Annotated in this window: 12 protein-coding genes; 7 read left to right on the top strand and 5 right to left on the bottom strand. The window is 59.9% G+C overall.

Annotation, left to right across the window (positions count from 1 at the left end):
- Positions 1–301 precede the first annotated feature (301 nt).
- Complete coding sequence (locus AC4ANK_RS19510) at positions 302–5,161, top strand: NAD-glutamate dehydrogenase (RefSeq protein WP_002554473.1); 4,860 nt, start codon at positions 302–304, stop codon at positions 5,159–5,161.
- 86 nt (positions 5,162–5,247) lie between these two features.
- Here AC4ANK_RS19510 and mntP read toward each other — a convergent pair whose 3' ends face one another.
- Entirely contained in the window at positions 5,248–5,817 is a 570-nt protein-coding gene (mntP, locus tag AC4ANK_RS19505) for a manganese efflux pump MntP (RefSeq protein WP_460384741.1), read from the bottom strand.
- Positions 5,818–6,095: 278 nt separating this feature from the next.
- A complete protein-coding gene (gene acnB, locus AC4ANK_RS19500) occupies positions 6,096–8,696 on the bottom strand; it encodes a bifunctional aconitate hydratase 2/2-methylisocitrate dehydratase (RefSeq protein ID WP_002554471.1) in 2,601 nt (866 codons plus the stop codon).
- Between the two features lie 402 nt (positions 8,697–9,098).
- Here acnB and AC4ANK_RS19495 point away from each other — a divergent pair, with 402 nt between their 5' ends.
- The 5 genes from AC4ANK_RS19495 (at position 9,099) to AC4ANK_RS19475 (ending at position 13,802) form a co-directional block, all read left to right on the top strand.
- Positions 9,099–9,569, top strand: coding sequence for a DUF1289 domain-containing protein (locus AC4ANK_RS19495; RefSeq protein ID WP_002554470.1), 471 nt, complete (start codon positions 9,099–9,101; stop codon positions 9,567–9,569).
- 96 nt (positions 9,570–9,665) lie between these two features.
- Positions 9,666–10,277 carry a MiaE family protein gene (locus AC4ANK_RS19490; RefSeq protein ID WP_002554469.1) on the top strand — a complete coding sequence of 204 codons (612 nt, stop codon included), beginning with the start codon at positions 9,666–9,668 and terminating at the stop codon, positions 10,275–10,277.
- A 149-nt stretch (positions 10,278–10,426) separates the two neighbouring features.
- Positions 10,427–10,915, top strand: coding sequence for a MarR family winged helix-turn-helix transcriptional regulator (locus AC4ANK_RS19485; protein ID WP_002554468.1), 489 nt, complete (start codon positions 10,427–10,429; stop codon positions 10,913–10,915).
- Positions 10,916–10,991: 76 nt separating this feature from the next.
- Positions 10,992–12,200: an HlyD/EmrA/EmrK family protein gene (locus tag AC4ANK_RS19480; protein WP_002554467.1), complete on the top strand. Its 1,209-nt coding sequence runs from the start codon at positions 10,992–10,994 to the stop codon at positions 12,198–12,200.
- Between the two features lie 63 nt (positions 12,201–12,263).
- Positions 12,264–13,802 carry a DHA2 family efflux MFS transporter permease subunit gene (locus AC4ANK_RS19475; protein WP_002554466.1) on the top strand — a complete coding sequence of 513 codons (1,539 nt, stop codon included), beginning with the start codon at positions 12,264–12,266 and terminating at the stop codon, positions 13,800–13,802.
- A 183-nt stretch (positions 13,803–13,985) separates the two neighbouring features.
- Here the strand turns inward: AC4ANK_RS19475 and AC4ANK_RS19470 are convergent, their stop codons facing one another.
- Complete coding sequence (locus AC4ANK_RS19470) at positions 13,986–15,440, bottom strand: TrkH family potassium uptake protein (protein ID WP_002554465.1); 1,455 nt, start codon at positions 15,438–15,440, stop codon at positions 13,986–13,988.
- A gap of 173 nt (positions 15,441–15,613) precedes the next feature.
- On the opposite strand from AC4ANK_RS19470, the gene AC4ANK_RS19465 reads away from it, so the two are divergent.
- Positions 15,614–16,174 (top strand): nitroreductase family protein, encoded by a 561-nt coding sequence (locus AC4ANK_RS19465; RefSeq protein WP_002554464.1) that lies wholly within the window; start codon positions 15,614–15,616, stop codon positions 16,172–16,174.
- Here AC4ANK_RS19465 and AC4ANK_RS19460 read toward each other — a convergent pair.
- Both AC4ANK_RS19460 and AC4ANK_RS19455 read right to left on the bottom strand, forming a co-directional pair.
- On the bottom strand, positions 16,171–17,520 hold the full coding sequence (locus tag AC4ANK_RS19460; RefSeq protein WP_031595702.1) for a sensor histidine kinase: 1,350 nt from the start codon (positions 17,518–17,520) through the stop codon (positions 16,171–16,173). The genes AC4ANK_RS19465 and AC4ANK_RS19460 overlap by 4 nt on opposite strands.
- Positions 17,521–17,606: 86 nt before the next feature.
- On the bottom strand, positions 17,607–18,092 hold the full coding sequence (locus AC4ANK_RS19455) for a Spy/CpxP family protein refolding chaperone (protein ID WP_002554462.1): 486 nt from the start codon (positions 18,090–18,092) through the stop codon (positions 17,607–17,609).
- Positions 18,093–18,165: the final 73 nt, after the last annotated feature.

Raw genomic sequence — 18,165 nt, 5'->3', positions numbered from 1 at the left:
TCGGGGATGTTTGGCACCATCGTGCGGATTTTAACGCGACCTGATGACCGAATATGTCGCAGCCTCGTAAGCAGCACGCCGTCAGCTCTCGTTAAGCTGCATGGCAGACGAGTGGTGTACGGTGTCGGATGCGCGCAGTTTTTTATTCCCGCATTCAAATGTGACTACCCTGACACAGCGCGCGTTAGTACTTTAGCTTTACACTCGATCAGGTTATGCCCACGCAAGTGAATGTAAGGGCACACCGGTCGCAACACCTTCTTCAAGCCTCCCCAATAAAAGCCAAAGCGGAGTACCACAGATGGCGTTCTTCACCGCAGCCAGCAAGGCCGACTTCCAGCATCAACTGCAAGCGGCACTGGCTCAGCACATCAGCGAACAGGCACTGCCACAAGTGGCGCTGTTTGCCGAGCAATTCTTCGGCATCATTTCCCTCGACGAACTCACCCAGCGGCGTCTGTCCGACCTGGCAGGCTGCACCTTGTCCGCATGGCGCCTGCTGGAGCGTTTCGAGCACGCTCACCCGCAGGTCCGGGTCTACAACCCTGATTACGAGCGCCACGGCTGGCAGTCGACTCATACTGCCGTTGAAGTGCTGCATCACGACCTGCCGTTTCTGGTCGACTCCGTGCGTACCGAGCTGAACCGTCGCGGTTACAGCATCCACACCCTGCAGACCACCGTACTGAGCGTGCGTCGCGGCGCTGCTGGCGAACTGTTGGAGCTGCTGCCCAAGGGCACCACCGGCGAGGACGTGCTGCAGGAATCGCTGATGTACCTGGAGATCGACCGCTGCGCCAACGTCAGCGAGTTGAATGTGCTGGCTCGCGAGCTGGGGCAGGTGCTGGGCGAGGTACGTGCTGCCGTCGAAGACTTCGGGCCGATGAAAGCGCGTCTGCATGAGCTGCTGGCCAGTATCGATGCCAACGAATCCAATACCGACGTCGAAGAGAAGGCCGAGATCAAGGTCTTCCTGCAATGGCTGGTGGATAACCACTTCACCTTTCTGGGTTATGAAGAGTTTGAAGTACGCAACGACGCCGAAGGCGGCCAGTTGGTGTATGACGAGTCGTCTTTCCTGGGGCTGACCCGACTGTTACGCCCCGGTCTGACCCGCGAAGAGCTGCACATCGAAGACTACGCAGTGAAATACCTGCAAGAGCCGGTGCTGCTGTCGTTTGCCAAGGCGGCGCATCCAAGCCGCGTACACCGTCCTGCCTATCCGGATTACGTGTCGATCCGGCAGATCGATGCCTCGGGCAAGGTCATCAAGGAATGTCGCTTCATGGGCCTGTACACCTCGTCGGTGTATGGCGAGAGCGTACGGCAGATCCCGTACATCCGTCGCAAGGTCGCAGAAGTCGAGCGCCGTTCCGGTTTCGACGCCAAGGCGCACCTGGGCAAGGAGTTGGCGCAGGTCGTCGAAGTGCTGCCCCGTGACGACTTGTTCCAGACGCCGGTGGACGAGTTGTTCACTACGGTCATGTCCATCGTGCAGATTCAGGAGCGCAACAAGATTCGCGTGTTCCTGCGCAAGGACCCATACGGCCGTTTCTGCTACTGCCTGGCTTATGTGCCGCGCGACGTGTATTCAACCGAAGTGCGCCAGAAGATCCAGCAGGTATTGATGGATCGCCTGAAAGCCAGCGATTGCGAGTTCTGGACGTTCTTCTCTGAATCCGTGCTGGCGCGTGTGCAGTTGATCCTGCGGGTCGATCCGAAGGTCAATCTGGACATCGACGTTGCCCAGCTGGAAAACGAAGTCATTCAGGCCTGTCGCTCGTGGAAAGACGACTACGCCAGTCTTGTGGTCGAGAGCTTTGGCGAGGCCCACGGCACCAACGTGCTGGCCGATTTCCCGAAAGGTTTCCCGGCCGGCTACCGCGAGCGCTTTGCTGCGCATTCGGCGGTGGTCGACATGCAGCACGTGCTGAGCCTGAGCGAAACCAATCCGCTGGTGATGAGCTTCTATCAGCCACTGGCTGGTGGCCGCCAGCAATTGCATTGCAAGCTGTATCACGCCGACACACCGCTGGCACTGTCCGATGTGTTGCCGATTCTTGAAAACCTCGGTCTGCGTGTACTGGGCGAGTTCCCGTATCGCCTGCACCACGCCAATGGTCGCGAATTCTGGATTCATGACTTCGCCTTTACCTATGGCGAAGGTCTGAACCTCGATATTCAACAGCTCAATGACACCTTGCAGGATGCGTTCGTGCATATCGTGCGCGGCGACGCCGAAAACGATGCGTTCAACCGTCTGGTGCTGACTGCCGGTCTGCCTTGGCGCGACGTGGCGCTGCTGCGTGCCTATGCGCGCTATCTGAAGCAGATTCGTCTGGGCTTCGATCTGGGCTACATCGCCAGCACGCTGAACAACCACACCGACATTGCCCGCGAGCTGACGCGTCTGTTCAAGACCCGTTTCTACCTGGCGCGCAAGCTGGGTTCCGACGATCTGGATGACAAGCAGCTGCGTCTGGAACAGGCGATTCTGACTGCCCTGGACGACGTTCAGGTGCTCAACGAAGACCGCATCCTGCGTCGTTATCTGGACCTGATCAAGGCGACCCTGCGGACCAACTTCTATCAGGCTGATGCCAACGGGCAGAGCAAGGGCTATTTCAGCTTCAAGTTCAACCCGCGCCTGATCCCCGAATTGCCAAAGCCGGTGCCCAAGTTTGAAATCTTCGTCTACTCGCCGCGCGTCGAAGGCGTGCACCTGCGCTTCGGCAACGTGGCGCGTGGCGGCCTGCGCTGGTCTGATCGCGAAGAAGACTTCCGTACCGAAGTGCTGGGCCTGGTAAAAGCCCAGCAGGTGAAGAACTCGGTCATCGTGCCGGTCGGCGCGAAGGGCGGTTTTGTGCCGCGCCGTCTGCCGACCACTGGCAACCGTGATGAGGTGCAGGCTGAAGCGATTGCCTGCTACCGCATCTTCATCTCGGGGCTGCTGGACATCACCGACAACCTCAAGGAAGGCGTGCTGGTACCGCCGGTCAATGTGGTGCGTCATGACGATGATGACCCGTATCTGGTAGTCGCAGCCGACAAGGGCACCGCTACCTTTTCCGACATCGCCAACGGCATCGCCATCGACTACGGCTTCTGGCTGGGTGACGCGTTCGCGTCCGGTGGTTCGGCCGGTTATGACCACAAGAAGATGGGCATCACCGCCAAGGGCGCGTGGGTAGGCGTGCAGCGTCACTTCCGTGAGCGCGACATCAATGTCCAGCAGGACAGCATCAGTGTGATCGGCATCGGCGACATGGCCGGTGACGTGTTCGGCAACGGCTTGCTGATGTCCGACAAGCTGCAACTGGTTGCCGCATTCAACCACCTGCACATTTTCATCGATCCGAATCCGGACCCGGCCAGCAGCTTTGTCGAGCGTCAGCGCCTGTTCAATCTGCCGCGCTCGTCCTGGACCGACTACGACACCAGCATCATGTCCGCTGGCGGCGGGATCTTCCCGCGCAGCCTGAAGAGTATCGCCATCACCGAACAGATGAAGGCGCGCTTCGATATCAAGGCCGACAAGCTGACCCCGACCGAACTGCTGCATGCGCTGCTCAAGGCGCCGGTCGATCTGTTGTGGAACGGCGGTATCGGCACGTACGTGAAGTCCAGCGAAGAATCGCATGCCGATGTGGGCGACAAGGCCAACGATGCGCTGCGCGTCGATGGCAACGAGCTGCGCTGCAAGGTGGTGGGCGAGGGTGGCAACCTGGGCATGACCCAGCTGGGCCGTGTCGAGTTCGGCCTCAATGGCGGCGCGACCAACACCGACTTCATCGACAACGCCGGTGGTGTGGACTGCTCCGACCACGAAGTGAACATCAAGATCCTGCTCAACGAGGTGGTGCAGGCCGGTGACATGACCGGGAAGCAGCGCAACCAGCTGCTCGAAAGCATGACCGACGAAGTGGGCCACCTGGTGCTGGGTAACAACTACAAGCAGACTCAGGCACTGTCGTTGGCAGCACGCCGTGCTTACGAGCGGATTGCTGAATACAAGCGTCTGATGAATGACCTGGAGGCCCGTGGCAAGCTCGACCGCGCCATTGAGTTCCTGCCTGCTGAAGAGCAGATCGCCGAGCGGGTGGCGGCCAAACAGGGCTTGAGCCGTGCCGAACTGTCGGTATTGATCTCATACAGCAAGATCGACCTCAAGGAAGCGTTGCTGGAATCCCGTGTGCCGGATGACGATTATCTGGCGCGCGATATGGAAACTGCATTCCCGCCATCGCTGGGGGCCAGATTTTCAACGGCCATGCGCAGTCATCGTCTGAAACGCGAGATCGTCAGCACCCAGATCGCCAACGATCTGGTCAACCACATGGGCATCACCTTCGTGCAGCGGCTCAAGGAGTCGACCGGCATGAGTGCTGCGGCTGTGGCTGGTGCTTACGTGATTGTGCGCGACATCTTCCACCTGCCGCACTGGTTCCGTCAGATCGAAGCGCTGGACTACAAGGTTTCCGCCGAGATCCAGCTGGCGCTGATGGATGAACTGATGCGTCTTGGGCGTCGTGCAACGCGCTGGTTCCTGCGCAGTCGTCGCAACGAGCTGGATGCCGGTCGTGACGTGGCGCACTTCGGTCCGCACCTCGCCGCACTGGGCCTCAAGCTTGACGAGTTGCTGGAAGACGGGCCTACCCGCGAGATATGGCAGACGCGTTATCAGGCTTATGTCGAAGCCGGTGTGCCGGAACTGCTGGCGCGTATGGTGGCGGGTACGACGCACCTGTACACGCTGCTGCCGATCATCGAAGCCTCCGACGTGACCGGGCAGAACGCTGCCGACGTGGCCAAGGCGTACTTTGCCGTGGGCAGCGCGCTGGACATCACCTGGTACTTGCAACAGATCAGCAGCCTGCCGGTGGAAAACAACTGGCAGGCCCTGGCGCGTGAAGCGTTCCGTGACGATGTCGACTGGCAACAGCGGGCGATCACCGTGTCGGTCCTGCAAATGGCTGACGGTCCTTCGGAGATCGATGCGCGTCTGGCCCTGTGGCTGGAGCAGCACTCGCTGATGGTCGAGCGCTGGCGTGCCATGCTGGTCGAGCTTCGTGCGGCAAGCGGCACGGATTACGCCATGTACGCCGTTGCCAACCGTGAGCTGCTGGACCTGGCCATGAGTGGGCAGGCCCTGACGGTCTGACCGCTGTCGTAGCAAGGCCGTAAGCAAAAAAACCGCATCGAAAGATGCGGTTTTTTTGTGCGTGGTTACAGGCTTCAGGCTGTCGATCAAGCCGCTGACAGGTGCTCGTACAGAATCGTCGCGCCGACGATGATCAATACGATGCCGCCGACGATTTCAGCGCGCTTGCCGACCATGGTGCCGAGCACTCGGCCCAACATCACCCCGATGGTGACCATTACCGTGGTTGCCAAGCCAATCGCCAGGGCGGCAATCACGATATTGACGTCGACAAATGTCAGACCTACGCCGACCGCCAGTGCATCGATGCTGGTGGCGAATGCGGTGACGGCGAGAATCCAGAACGAGTGCTGGCCGGGTTTTTCCTGTTCTTCATCGTCATCGTGTTTGATGCCGTTGTAGATCATGTGCAGGCCCAGTACCAGCAACAAGGTGAAGGCAATCCAGTGGTCCCAGCTTTCAGCGAAGCGGGCGGCGACCTGACCGATGCCCCAACCGATCACCGGGGTGATGGTCTCGATAGCGCCGAATATCAAACCGGTACGCAACGCTTCGATAAAGCGCGGTTTATGCAGGCTTGCTCCTTTACCAAGGGCCGCAGCAAAGGCGTCCGTGGACATGGCAAGCGCGAGAAAGAGGAGGGAAATCGGGTTCACGGTTATATCCAGTCGGGCTATGAGTCAACGACGCAACCACACGCCCGACTTTAGGCATGGATGCATCGTTGGTCTCGCCAACCAGAAGGTGTCCGCACCACGGCATGCAGCCGAGAATGTTGATGCGAACGCTCAGTGACCGGAGTCAAGAGCAGGCTACTCCCCAACAAGGGTCGCTACTATAGCCATCCGAATGTGAAAAATATATGTACGAGGGTGATTCAAACAAAAAAAACCCCATCACGAGGATGGGGTTCTTTTAACGCCTGCTTTCGTGCTTACACTTGAACGGCCGGGATGTTGGCGTTCGCAGCGGCTTCACGGAACTCGGCGATCTGATCGAAGCTCAGGTAGCGGTACACGTCCGCTGCCATGGTGTCGATCTGGTTGGCGTAGCCCATGTACTCTTCGACGGTCGGCAGGCGACCCAGAATCGAAGCAACGGACGCCAGCTCGGCGGAGGCCAGGTAGACGTTCGCGCCGTCACCCAGACGGTTCGGGAAGTTACGGGTCGACGTCGACACTACGGTCGAGTTCGGTTCCACGCGTGCCTGGTTACCCATGCACAGCGAGCAGCCCGGCATTTCCATACGCGCGCCAGCCTTACCGTAGATGCCGTAGTAGCCTTCTTCGGTCAGTTGGTGAGCGTCCATCTTGGTCGGCGGCGACAGCCACAGACGCGTCGGCAGCTGGCCCTTGACCTGATCCAGCAACTTGCCCGCAGCGCGGAAGTGGCCGATGTTGGTCATGCAGGAGCCGATGAACACTTCGTCGATCTTCTCGCCCTGTACCGAAGACAGCAGGCGGGCATCGTCCGGGTCGTTCGGCGCGCAGAGCACAGGCTCTTTGACGTCGGCCAGATCGATTTCGATGATTTCGGCGTACTCGGCGTCCTTGTCGGCTTCCAGCAGCTCCGGGTTGGCAACCCAGGCTTCCATCGCCTGAGCACGACGCTCCAGGGTGCGCGGATCACCGTAACCCTGTTCGATCATCCAGCGCAGCAGGGTGATGTTCGAATTCAGGTATTCAATGATCGGCTCTTTGGCCAGCTTGATGGTGCAACCGGCAGCCGAACGCTCGGCAGAGGCGTCAGACAGCTCGAAAGCCTGCTCGATGCTCAGGTTGTCGAGGCCTTCGATTTCCAGGATGCGGCCGGAGAATGCGTTCTTCTTGCCTTTCTTCTCTACGGTCAGCAGGCTAGCCTGAATGGCGTAGTAAGGAATGGCGTGAACCAGGTCGCGCAGGGTGATGCCGGGTTGCATCTTGCCCTTGAAGCGAACCAGGATCGACTCAGGCATGTCCAGCGGCATGACGCCGGTAGCAGCGGCAAACGCCACCAGACCGGAACCGGCCGGGAAGGAGATACCGATCGGGAAGCGGGTGTGCGAGTCGCCACCGGTGCCGACGGTGTCCGGCAGCAGCATGCGGTTCAGCCAGCTGTGGATGATGCCGTCGCCTGGACGCAGGGAAACGCCGCCGCGGGTCATGATGAAGTCAGGCAGCGTGTGGTGCGTCTTGACGTCGATAGGCTTTGGATAGGCTGCAGTGTGGCAGAACGACTGCATGACCAGGTCGGTCGAGAAGCCCAGGCATGCCAGGTCTTTCAACTCGTCGCGGGTCATCGGGCCAGTGGTGTCCTGGGAACCGACGGTGGTCATCTTCGGCTCGCAGTAGGTGCCAGGACGAACGCCTGCAACGCCGCACGCCTTGCCGACCATCTTCTGCGCCAGGGTGTAACCCTTGGTGCTTTCGGCTGGCTGGTCAGGGGTCTTGAACAGGTCGAACTCAGGCAGGCCCAGTTCGGCGCGCGCCTTGCTGGTCAGGCCGCGACCGATGATCAGCGGAATACGACCGCCTGCGCGAACTTCGTCGAGCAGCACCGGGGTCTTCATTTCGAAGGTGGTGATGACTTCGTCGCTGTCGTGCTTGCACACCTTGCCGGCGTACGGGTAGACGTCGATCACGTCACCCATGTTGATGTTCGAGACATCGAATTCGATCGGCAGGGCGCCAGCATCTTCCATGGTGTTGTAGAAGATCGGGGCAATCTTGCTGCCGAAGCAGAAACCACCGGCACGCTTGTTCGGCACGTAAGGAACGTCGTCGCCGAAGAACCACAGTACCGAGTTGGTTGCCGATTTACGCGAGGAACCGGTACCGACCACGTCGCCGACGTAGGCAATAGGGAAACCCTGACCGCGCATTTCTTCGATCTGTTTCATCGGGCCGATAGAGCCCTGAACGTCTGGAACGATGCCGTCACGGGCCATTTTCAGCATGGCAAGGGCGTGCAGCGGGATATCCGGACGGGACCAGGCATCAGGTGCCGGGGACAGGTCATCGGTGTTGGTTTCGCCGGTGACCTTGAAGACGCGCAGGCTGATCTTGTCGGCCAGCGTCGGACGCTTCTTGAACCACTCGCCGTCAGCCCAGGACTGCAGGACAGCCTTGGCGTGAGCGTTGCCGTTTTTGGCTTTTTCGGCCACGTCGTGGAAGGCATCGAACATCAGCAGGGTGTGCTTGAGCTGTTCGGCGGCGACCGGCGCGAGGGTGGCGTCGTCGAGCAGTTCAACCAGGGTGACGATGTTGTAGCCGCCCTGCATGGTGCCCAACAGTTCGGTTGCACGTTTTTTGTCGATCAGGGGAGAAGTGGCTTCGCCCTTGGCCAGGGCAGACAGGAAACCGGCCTTTACGTAAGCGGCTTCGTCAACGCCTGGCGGAACGCGGTTGGTGATCAGATCGACAAGGAAAGCTTCTTCGCCAGCCGGGGGATTCTTCAGCAGCTCGACCAGGCCTGCAGTTTGTTCGGCGTTAAGCGGCTGGGGCACGATGCCCTGGGCGGCACGCTCTTCGATGTGTTTACGGTAGGCTTCAAGCACAGTATTAACCCTCATCAGTGGTCCCAAATGGGTGTCCGGGACGCTCATCCAGAAATCGTCCGTACCCACGCAAGGCTTATTGAGCCTTGTTGGCAGGGTGTCGGCGATTCCTAACAGAAGCTGTTTTCAAAGTTTTACGCCTGCAGAACGGGGGGAGTGACGGTCGACACGGCCATTCTTGATGAGGGAATGGCCTGTCGACGCCGCAATGCGGGGTTAACCTGACTGTGCTCGTGACGCTTTGAAAACAGCTTCCAACGGACATTGGCGCCTTAAAAGGCTCGCTGATTCTACGCCAAAACTTCGCTAAAGGTAAGTTAGCCCCTACATCTTCGGGGGTGAACTTGCTTAGACAAAGGGCTAACATTAGCCCCTGTTTCGCCTTCCCCAGTCCTGCCTGACATGCCCGATTACATTATCAAAACCCCCTGCGTCGGCCTTTGCTCCACTGTTTATGGGGACCTGGTGTGCCGTGGCTGCAAGCGGTTCCACCACGAGGTCATCCACTGGAACGGCTATAACGAGGATGAAAAAAGAGCGGTATGGCTGCGTCTGGAACAATTGCTGGTCCAGGTGATGACTGCCAAGCTTGAAGTCTTCGATGCCGACAAGCTGCGCGCGCAGCTCACCCAGCGCAAGATCCGTTTCGTGCCGCATCAGTCCGAGTATTGCTGGGCCTACCAGTTGATCGCGCGCGGCGCACGGGTCATTAGTCAGGTTGAGGCCTACGGCTTTGTGCTGCTGCCGGAGTTTCGTGACTGGACGCTGCCGGAATTGCGCGATGCGATCGATCGCGAGTTTTTCCTGCTGTCCGAGGCGCATTATCAGCGTTACATCGCACCGGGCTTTCTGCGCGATGCGTTCGGGGCCTGATCAGGCAGCCGTCCTTCATTGCATGCATTTGTATCGCGAGGCATCGTCGCTCCTCGTATAATGCCGGGCTTTGTCTCTCTGTCATTCTGTGAGCTTATGTACCCGATCCCCGAAATCGAAGCCTTCCTGCTTTGCCGCACCCCCGACAGCTGGGTTCAGGCCGCGTTGCGCAACCTGGATATCTTGCTGATCGACCATGCGAACAATGAGAAGAAGGCGGCCGGGGCTGCGTTTCAGTTCATGTTTCAGTACAACGACAAGTTCGACCTGTTGAGCAAGATGTCGCGTCTGGCTCGGGAAGAGCTGCGCCATTTCGAGCAAGTGATCAGCATCATCAGAAAGCGCCAGATCCCTATGGCCAACATCAGCTCGGCGCGTTATGCCGGAGCGCTGCGCAAACTTGTGCGCAATCACAATCCTTACCGACTGACCGACGCGCTGATCGTCGGTGCCATTGTCGAGGCCCGTTCCTGTGAGCGCTTCGCTGCGCTGGTGCCTCACCTGGACGAAGAGCTGGCCAAATTCTACGGCGGCCTGCTGAAATCCGAAGCGCGGCATTTTCAGGATTATCTCAAGCTGGCTTACAGCTACGGCGACAAGGCTGATGTCGATGCCAAGATCGAGGAAATCCGTCTGGCCGAGCGTGAGCTGATCGAAAGCCCTGACGAAGAGTTTCGCTTTCACAGTGGTGTGCCCTTCGCCGCCTGATTCCCCGCGCGCACCTTCAAAAACGACCGCCTTGCCAGCGGTCGTTTTTTTATGGGTATTTAGTAAGCAAGCTAATAAATGCTTTGACAACGGCTGCCTAGGCAGTAATATTTTGCAATCACTGCCTAGGCAGCTATCTGGATGATTTTTTGAAACATTTCAGCCCCGACAATTTCGATTCCAGCCTGATCGGGCTGCTGGTCGGTCGTACCAATGCGCTCAAAGACCGCATGCTCGACAAGTACCTGCTGCCTTATGACGTGACGTTCGCGCAGTTCAAGGTGCTGATCATCATTGCCCAGTTCTCGACTGACACCCCTGTGGAATTGTGTCGTCACCTGTCGCTGGACAGCGGTTCGATGACCCGCATGCTCGATCGTCTGGAGCAGAAAGGGCTGGTTGTGCGCCAGCGGTCAGCGACTGATCGTCGCCAGGTGCGCCTGGCGCTGACGGAGCAGGGGCAGGCGCTCTCGGACCTGCTGCCGCAGATTGGTGCGGACGCCATGAATGACACCTTTGCCGCGCTCGACAGTGGTGAGGTCGAGACCCTGACAAGGATTCTCACCAAGGTACTGGTGGCCGCCGATGACCACATCACCCTGACTCGTCTGAGCTTCAACCCCAAAGCTAAAAGCTGAGCGGCAGACCTGTCGGCAGGCGTGCGCCTGCCGCTCGTTCCTGTCTCGCCGCTTCGCTGATAAAAAGGTAACTGCCATGGCCACTGCCGCCACTGAAAACACATCTGCCCCGTCCTCACAGCAAACGCCGAAGCCCGGCAAGCGCAAGTTCCTGCTGATCGGGCTCGCCGTCATCGTCGTGATTCTTGGTTTGGCCATCTGGGCCTGGTACGAGTTTTACGGCCAATGGAGCGAAGAGACCGACGACGCCTACGTGAATGGCAATGTCGTCGAAATCACCCCGTTGGTTACCGGAACCGTTATCAGCATTGGTGCCGACGACGGGGATCTGGTGCACGAAGGGCAGGTGCTGCTCAAATTCGACCCGAGCGATGCCGAAGTTTCGCTGCAAAGCGCCGAGGCCAATCTGGGTAAGGTTGTGCGTCAGGTGCGTGGTTTGTACAGCAATGTCGATGGCATGAAGGCACAACTGGCTGCGCAGCGCACCGCCGTGCAGACCGCTCAGGAGAACTACAACCGTCGGCGCAGTCTGGCTGCGGGCGGGGCGATTTCCCAGGAAGAGCTGTCGCATTCCAGAGACAGCCTGACCAGCGCGCAAAGTGAGTTGAACAACATTCAGCAGCAGTTGAGCACCAGCGTGGCGCTGGTCGATGACACGGTTGTTTCTTCACATCCCGACGTCAAGGCTGCTGCCTCCCAGTTGCGTCAGGCCTTTCTGGCCAATGCACGCAGTACGCTGGTAGCGCCGGTCACCGGTTATGTGGCCAAGCGCAGCGTGCAACTGGGCCAGCGCATCCAGCCGGGCACCGCGACCATGGCTGTGATCCCGCTGGATCAGTTGTGGATCGATGCCAACTTCAAGGAAACCCAACTGGGCAAGATGCGCATCGGTCAACCGGTGGAGATCAGCTCCGACCTGTATGGCAGCGATGTGAAGTACAGCGGCACCATCGACAGCCTGGGCGCAGGCACCGGCAGTGCCTTTGCGCTGTTGCCGGCACAGAACGCGACGGGTAACTGGATCAAGATCGTCCAGCGTGTGCCGGTCCGTGTACATATCAACCCTGAAGAGCTGGCGAAGCATCCGTTGCGCATCGGTCTGTCGACCACCGTCGAGGTCAATCTGCATGACCAGAGCGGTCCGGTGCTGGCGCAACAGCCGCGCAAGCAGGCCGCTTTCAGCACTCAGGTTTACGCCACGCAGCTTGCCGACGCTGATGCGTTGATCGCCCGTCTGATTCACGAGAACAGTGCTTCCAGTGGCAAGACTGCCGTTCAGCGCTGAACCGCCAATCCGTGAACCCCGACCACTTGGCCGGGGTGTCGCACTCGTCTTCAGGGATTTGCGATGAGCAACAACGCCCCCGCTTCTTTTACCCCGCCAAGCCTGTTGCTGTGCACCATCGGTCTGTCGCTGGCGACCTTCATGCAGGTGCTCGATACCACGATTGCCAACGTGGCGTTGCCGACCATCGCCGGCAACCTGGGGGTCAGCTCCGAGCAGAGCACCTGGGTGATTACCTCGTTCGCAGTCAGCAACGCGATTGCCTTGCCGCTGACCGGCTGGCTCAGTCGCCGCTTTGGTGAGGTGAAGCTGTTTCTGTGGGCAACCATTCTGTTCGTGATGGCGTCGTTTTTGTGTGGCATTTCCCAGTCCATGCCGGAACTGGTGGGGTTCCGGGCGTTGCAGGGCATGGTGGCCGGTCCTCTGTATCCGATGAGCCAGACATTGCTGATCGCGGTTTATCCTCCGGCGAAAAGGGGCATGGCGCTGGCATTGCTGGCGATGGTGACGGTGGTTGCGCCTATCGCCGGGCCGATCCTCGGTGGCTGGATCACTGACAGTTACAGTTGGCCGTGGATTTTCTTTATCAACATCCCCATCGGCCTGTTTGCGGTACTGGTGGTGCGTTCGCAGATGGCTAAAAGGCCGGTCAGCACTGCTCATCAACCGCTGGATTACATCGGCTTGCTGGCCTTGATTGTCGGTGTCGGCGCGCTGCAGATAGTGCTCGACAAGGGCAATGATCTGGACTGGTTCGAGTCGAACTTCATCATCTTCGGTTCGCTGATTTCGCTGGTTGCGCTGGTCGTCTTCGTGATCTGGGAAATGACCGACAAGCACCCGATCGTTAACCTGCGGCTGTTTGCCTACCGCAATTTCCGTATCGGTACGCTGGTCATGATCGGCGGCTATTCAGGCTTCTTCGGTATCAACCTGATTCTGCCGCAGTGGTTGCAGACCCAGATGGGCTACACCGCGACCTGGGCGGGGCTGGCCGTCGCGCCGATTGGCATCCTGCCGGTGCTGATGTCGCCCTTTGTCGGCAAGTACGCGCACAAGTTCGACTTGCGTCTGCTGGCAGGGCTGGCGTTTCTGGCGATGGGGCTGAGCTGTTTCATGCGTGCCGGCTTCAATACTGACGTGGATTTCGAGCACGTGGCGCTGGTGCAGTTGTTCATGGGCATCGGTGTGGCGCTGTTCTTTATGCCGACCCTGAGCATTCTGTTGTCCGACCTGCCACCCAATCAGATCGCCGACGGCTCGGGGCTGGCGACCTTCCTGCGCACCCTGGGCGGCAGCTTTGCGGCGTCGCTGACCACCTGGATCTGGATCCGTCGCGCCAACCAGCATCATGCCTATCTGAGTGAAAACATCAGCACTTTCGACCCGACAACCCGGCATGCCCTCGACAGCCTGGGCGGCGCGAGCCCGCAGGCCTACGCACAGCTGGAACGCACCCTCAACGCGCAGGCCTACATGATGTCCACGGTGGATTATTTCTACCTGCTGGGCTGGGTATTCGCGGGGCTGATACTGCTGGTCTGGCTGGCCAAACCGCCGTTTGGCGCCAAGGCGGGGCCAGCGGCGGGTGGCGGGCACTAGTTGCTATGCGCCTGGCTGAACCGAGCCTTGGCCAAACCGCCCCAGGGCGCTTTTAAACCGCGATGGCACTGACGACGCAGAGTGCGACTGCATTACCACCCGGAGCTTGGGAACGATAAATCAAATGCCGTCTTCGCGAATAAGCGAAGCGTCGCCCGGTCTGCTCCCGCGCCCAGCCAGACCTCAATGCCGCCAGAACGCCGGCACACACAGCACCAGCACGGTAATGATCTCCAGGCGGCCGAGCAGCATGCCGCCGGACAGAATCCATTTGGCAGCATCGGGTAGGGTAGAGAAGTTGCCCGCAGGCCCAATCACCTCGCCCAGCCCCGGCCCTACGCCGGACACAGTGCTGGCAGCCCCGGTCAGTGCGGTCATCCAGTCCAGCCCGAGCAGCGACAACATCAATGCGATCAGGCAGATGGTGATGGTGAAGAAAAACGAAAAGGTCAGAATCGAGCGAACGATTTCGTCGTCCAGTCTATGGCCGTTGTATTTCTGCTTCATCACCGCGCGTGGGTGAATCAGTTGATTAAGGTTGGTCTTGAGCAGGATATAGGCGACCTGAAAGCGGAAGATCTTCACCCCGCCCGCCGTCGAGCCCGAACAGCCGCCGATGAAACCCAGATAGAAGAACAGCATCAGCGAGAAGTTGCCCCACAGGCTGTAGTCACCGAGTGCAAAACCGGTAGTCGTCACCACCGACGTCACGTTCAGGGCCACGTGACGCAGCGCCTCGGTCCACGGCAGGTCGGTGGTGTTGGCGTACCAGACGGTCATTACCAGCCAGGTGACCAACAGCAGCCCGATCAGCCCCTGCACCTGCTCATCCTTGATCAACGCCTTGCGATTACCGCGCAGGGTCGCGACATACAGGGTAAAGGGCAGGCTGCCGAGGATCATCACCACAATCGCGACCCAATGCACCGCAGGCTGCGGCCACTTGGCCAGCGACAGGTCGGAGGTAGAGAACCCGCCCGTGGAAATGGCCGACATCGCATGGTTGATCGCATCGAACAGGCTCATGCCCGCCGCCCAGAAGGCCAGGCTGCCCAGCGCGGTAAAGCCGACATAGGCCAGCACAATGAACTTGGCCACCATGTGCGAGCGGGGCATGACCTTTTCCGAGCGGTCCGACGATTCGGTCTGGAACAGGCGCATGCCACCAATGCGCAGCAACGGCAGAATCGCCACGGCCATACCGATGAAGCCGATACCGCCAAGCCAGTGCAGCATCGAACGCCAGATCAGAATGCCCGGTGACATGCTGTCCAGATGGCTGAGCACGGTGGAACCGGTGGCGGTGATGCCTGACATGCTTTCAAAGAACGAATCGGTGTAACTGATGTGCTGGGTCAGCAGAAAGGGCAGGGCGGCGAAGATGCACACCACGATCCAGCTGGAGACGGTCAGCATGTACATGTCCCGCGGGCGCAACTGGACGTTGTCGGGGCGTCCGGGCACCACCAGCGCCAGGCCGGCGATAAAGTTGATGGCGCTGGCCCACAGAAACTCGCGCAGGTCCTCGAAACGGTCGTAGATGACCAGCGTAGCCATAGGCACGATCATGGCGACAGCCAGGGTGATCAGGAAGATGCCGATAATGAAACCGATGATGCGAAAGGTCGGCAACGACATGAATGGCTCGGGCGGGTGTGAGGGAAGGCGCCATTCTACCCGCGCTTGAAGGCATGTAAACCAGTGCAGCCAGGGGCAGGGTTCGACAGAGTGGGTAAGGAATTGTCCGTCGCGCTCGTTATTGACGGTAAACAGGCTCTAGAATGCTCGATCACTTTTCAAGGAGACAGTCCATGCAGGCGCTCGACGTTTTGCTCAATCGTGTATCGGTTCCACGACTGGTCGACCCGGCCCCGGACGCTGCGCAGCGGGAAATCATGTTCGGTGCGGCGCTGCGCTCACCGGATCATGGACAGCTCAAGCCTTATCGTTTCCTGACCGTCGAAGGCCCGGCCCGTGAGCGCATGGGCGAGCTGCTGGTGGAAGCGCTGCAGCAAAGTAGCGGTGAGATTACCCCGCAGGCGCTGGAAAAGGCCCGTCTGGGACCGTTGCGCGCACCCTTGGTCGTGGTGGTGATCGCTCGCTTGCAAGACCATTTCAAGGTTCCGCGTTCGGAACAACTGATCACCGCCGGGTGCGCCGCCCACGGCGTGTTGCTGGCGGCATATGCACTGGGTGTCGGCGCGGTCTGGAGGACGGGTGAGCTGTGCTATACGCCACACGTCGCCAAAGGGTTCGGGCTTGAGGCCGACGAAGAGGTGATTGGCTTTCTATACCTCGGCACCCCGCAGAACCCGCCGCGCGAAGCCCCGAAAGTCGACGTTGGCGGGTTTGTCAGCGAGTGGCAAGGCTAAACAGATGATGAGCTGAGCGGTTCTCTGGGCAGATCCAGCGTGGCAATGAAGCCGCCGTCCGGGTGATTGCCCAGTATCAGGCTGCCGCCATGCCGTTCCGCTGCGCGTTTGGCGATCGCCAGCCCCAGGCCGTGTCCCGGCGTCGTCTGGCCGGGGGCGCGGTAAAACGGCTCGCCCAGTTGTGCCAGATGTTCGTCCGCAACCCCCGGGCCATGATCGCGGACGCTCAGACGGACGTAATCGCCGACCTGAGTTGCCTGCAGATCGATGCGCTGACCGGTGGAGTTGAAGCGCAGCGCGTTGCGCAGCAGGTTGTCCAGCGCACGTTCGATCATGTCCGGCCAGCCTTTGAGCTGCAGGTTGTCCTGCACCTCGACGCGAATGTTCTGGTCGATACCGTCCAGTTGGGTGTCGTTCTTCAGGCGCTGCAGCAGCGCTTCGAGGTCGACAGGCTCAGGGCCGCGAAGCTCGGCGTCGAGGCGCGCCAGGGCCAGGATCTCGCTGATCAGCGCCTCCAGCCGGTCGCATTCACGACCCAGCCGTGGCCAGAGCTTTTCCCGCTCGGCGGGCTCCGCACGTTCAGCCAGCGCCAGGGCGATACGCAGCCGGGCCAGTGGCGAACGAAGTTCATGTGACACATCACGCAATAGCTGCCGCTGGCTGCCGATAAGGCTTTGCAGGCGTGCGCCCATACGGTTGAAGTCAGTGGCCAGTACGCCGAATTCGTCACGCCGATTGGCCAGTTGGCCGAGGCTGTGCTGTTGATAGCTGGTCTGCCCCAGATCATGCACGGCGCCGCGCAGACGGCTCAGCGGTCGGGTGATCGAGAGTGTCACGAACAGGCTGAAAAGGGTCAGCACCACCAGTGCAATGCCCAGCGCACTCAGCGGCCACATCAGGCTCTGGCGATGCCACTCGTCGAGCTCCGGGTGTGGAACGCGGTAGATGAACAGGTACGTTTCACCGGTTTTCGGGCTGCTGTATTCAGTGGCCAGGCGGCGCCATGGCAGTTTGCGGCCCTGATCCTCGTCGGCCTGCTGTCGGGCTTCCAGCGCGGCGGCGCGCGGCGGGAAAGTGCCACGCACCATAGGCTCGCCGCTGTCGCTGAGCACCTGAACGTCGATACGATTGCGTCGTTTGATGTCCTGAAGGAAATCCTGAGCGTTATCCGCGCCCTTTTCCTCGAAGCGCTGTGTCCATTGTTCCGGCAGTGAGTTGAGCACCGGATGACGATTGAGAATCCATGCGTCCTGATTGAGCATGTGCCCGACGAGCACCGACAGGCCTCCCACCAGAGCAATGGCCAGCCAGAAGCTGGCCAGGATTCGCCAGAACAATGAACGCACAGGATTTCCTCGGTCTCAGTAAAAAAGCCCGGCATGCGCGTGCATGCCGGGTTGTGTTCAGCTTATCGGGCCGCGAGGCCTGATGATTACAGCGTTTTTGCCGCTTTTGCTGCTTTCCAGGCCTTGAACTCGGCCCATTCGGCGCGACGCTCATCTTCTTTCTTCTTGATTTCGTCAAACAGCTTCTGCTGGTCAGGCCTCAGCAGTGCACGAACTTCGCTGTCGGTCTTGGAGCGTTTGGCTTCGATTTCGTCGTGCATTGCTTTCTGGTCGGCAGCAGGCATTTTTTCCAGGTAGCTCTGAGTGATTTCGCGGCGCTCGTGCCGTTGCTCGCGCATCAAGCGTTCGATCTGCTGACGCTGTTCACGTGTCAGGTCCAGCTTGGCCATCGGTCCCATCGGGCCAGGGCCGCGATCCATACGTGGGCCAGGGCCAGGGCCGCGGTCATCGCGATCCATGTGCATGGCAGGTGCGTCAGCATCCGGGCCACCGGCAGGTGGCGCTGGTGGTGCGGCCATGGCAATGGTCGGCAGGGCAGTGGCGAACATCAAAGCGATCAGGGTCTTGCGCATGGTGTATCTCCTTGTCTCTAGTGCGGCTCGATGCCGATGAGCCCAGTTTAGGGAGATCAAGGTCAAGCGCAGT

The organism is Pseudomonas sp. Pmew2 (genome assembly GCF_058129885.1).
This window is presented reverse-complemented; position numbering and strand designations above follow the sequence as displayed.

What these genes read in the sequence shown, in the direction of transcription:
- AC4ANK_RS19495 (WP_002554470.1), top strand. Translation starts at nt 9,099, where the DNA reads ATGCCCGATTACATTATCAAAACCCCCTGCGTCGGCCTTTGCTCCACT.
- AC4ANK_RS19455 (WP_002554462.1), bottom strand. Translation starts at nt 18,092, where the DNA reads ATGCGCAAGACCCTGATCGCTTTGATGTTCGCCACTGCCCTGCCGACC.
- AC4ANK_RS19470 (WP_002554465.1), bottom strand. Translation starts at nt 15,440, where the DNA reads ATGTCGTTGCCGACCTTTCGCATCATCGGTTTCATTATCGGCATCTTC.
- AC4ANK_RS19480 (WP_002554467.1), top strand. Translation starts at nt 10,992, where the DNA reads ATGGCCACTGCCGCCACTGAAAACACATCTGCCCCGTCCTCACAGCAA.
- AC4ANK_RS19465 (WP_002554464.1), top strand. Translation starts at nt 15,614, where the DNA reads ATGCAGGCGCTCGACGTTTTGCTCAATCGTGTATCGGTTCCACGACTG.
- AC4ANK_RS19475 (WP_002554466.1), top strand. Translation starts at nt 12,264, where the DNA reads ATGAGCAACAACGCCCCCGCTTCTTTTACCCCGCCAAGCCTGTTGCTG.
- AC4ANK_RS19510 (WP_002554473.1), top strand. Translation starts at nt 302, where the DNA reads ATGGCGTTCTTCACCGCAGCCAGCAAGGCCGACTTCCAGCATCAACTG.
- AC4ANK_RS19490 (WP_002554469.1), top strand. Translation starts at nt 9,666, where the DNA reads ATGTACCCGATCCCCGAAATCGAAGCCTTCCTGCTTTGCCGCACCCCC.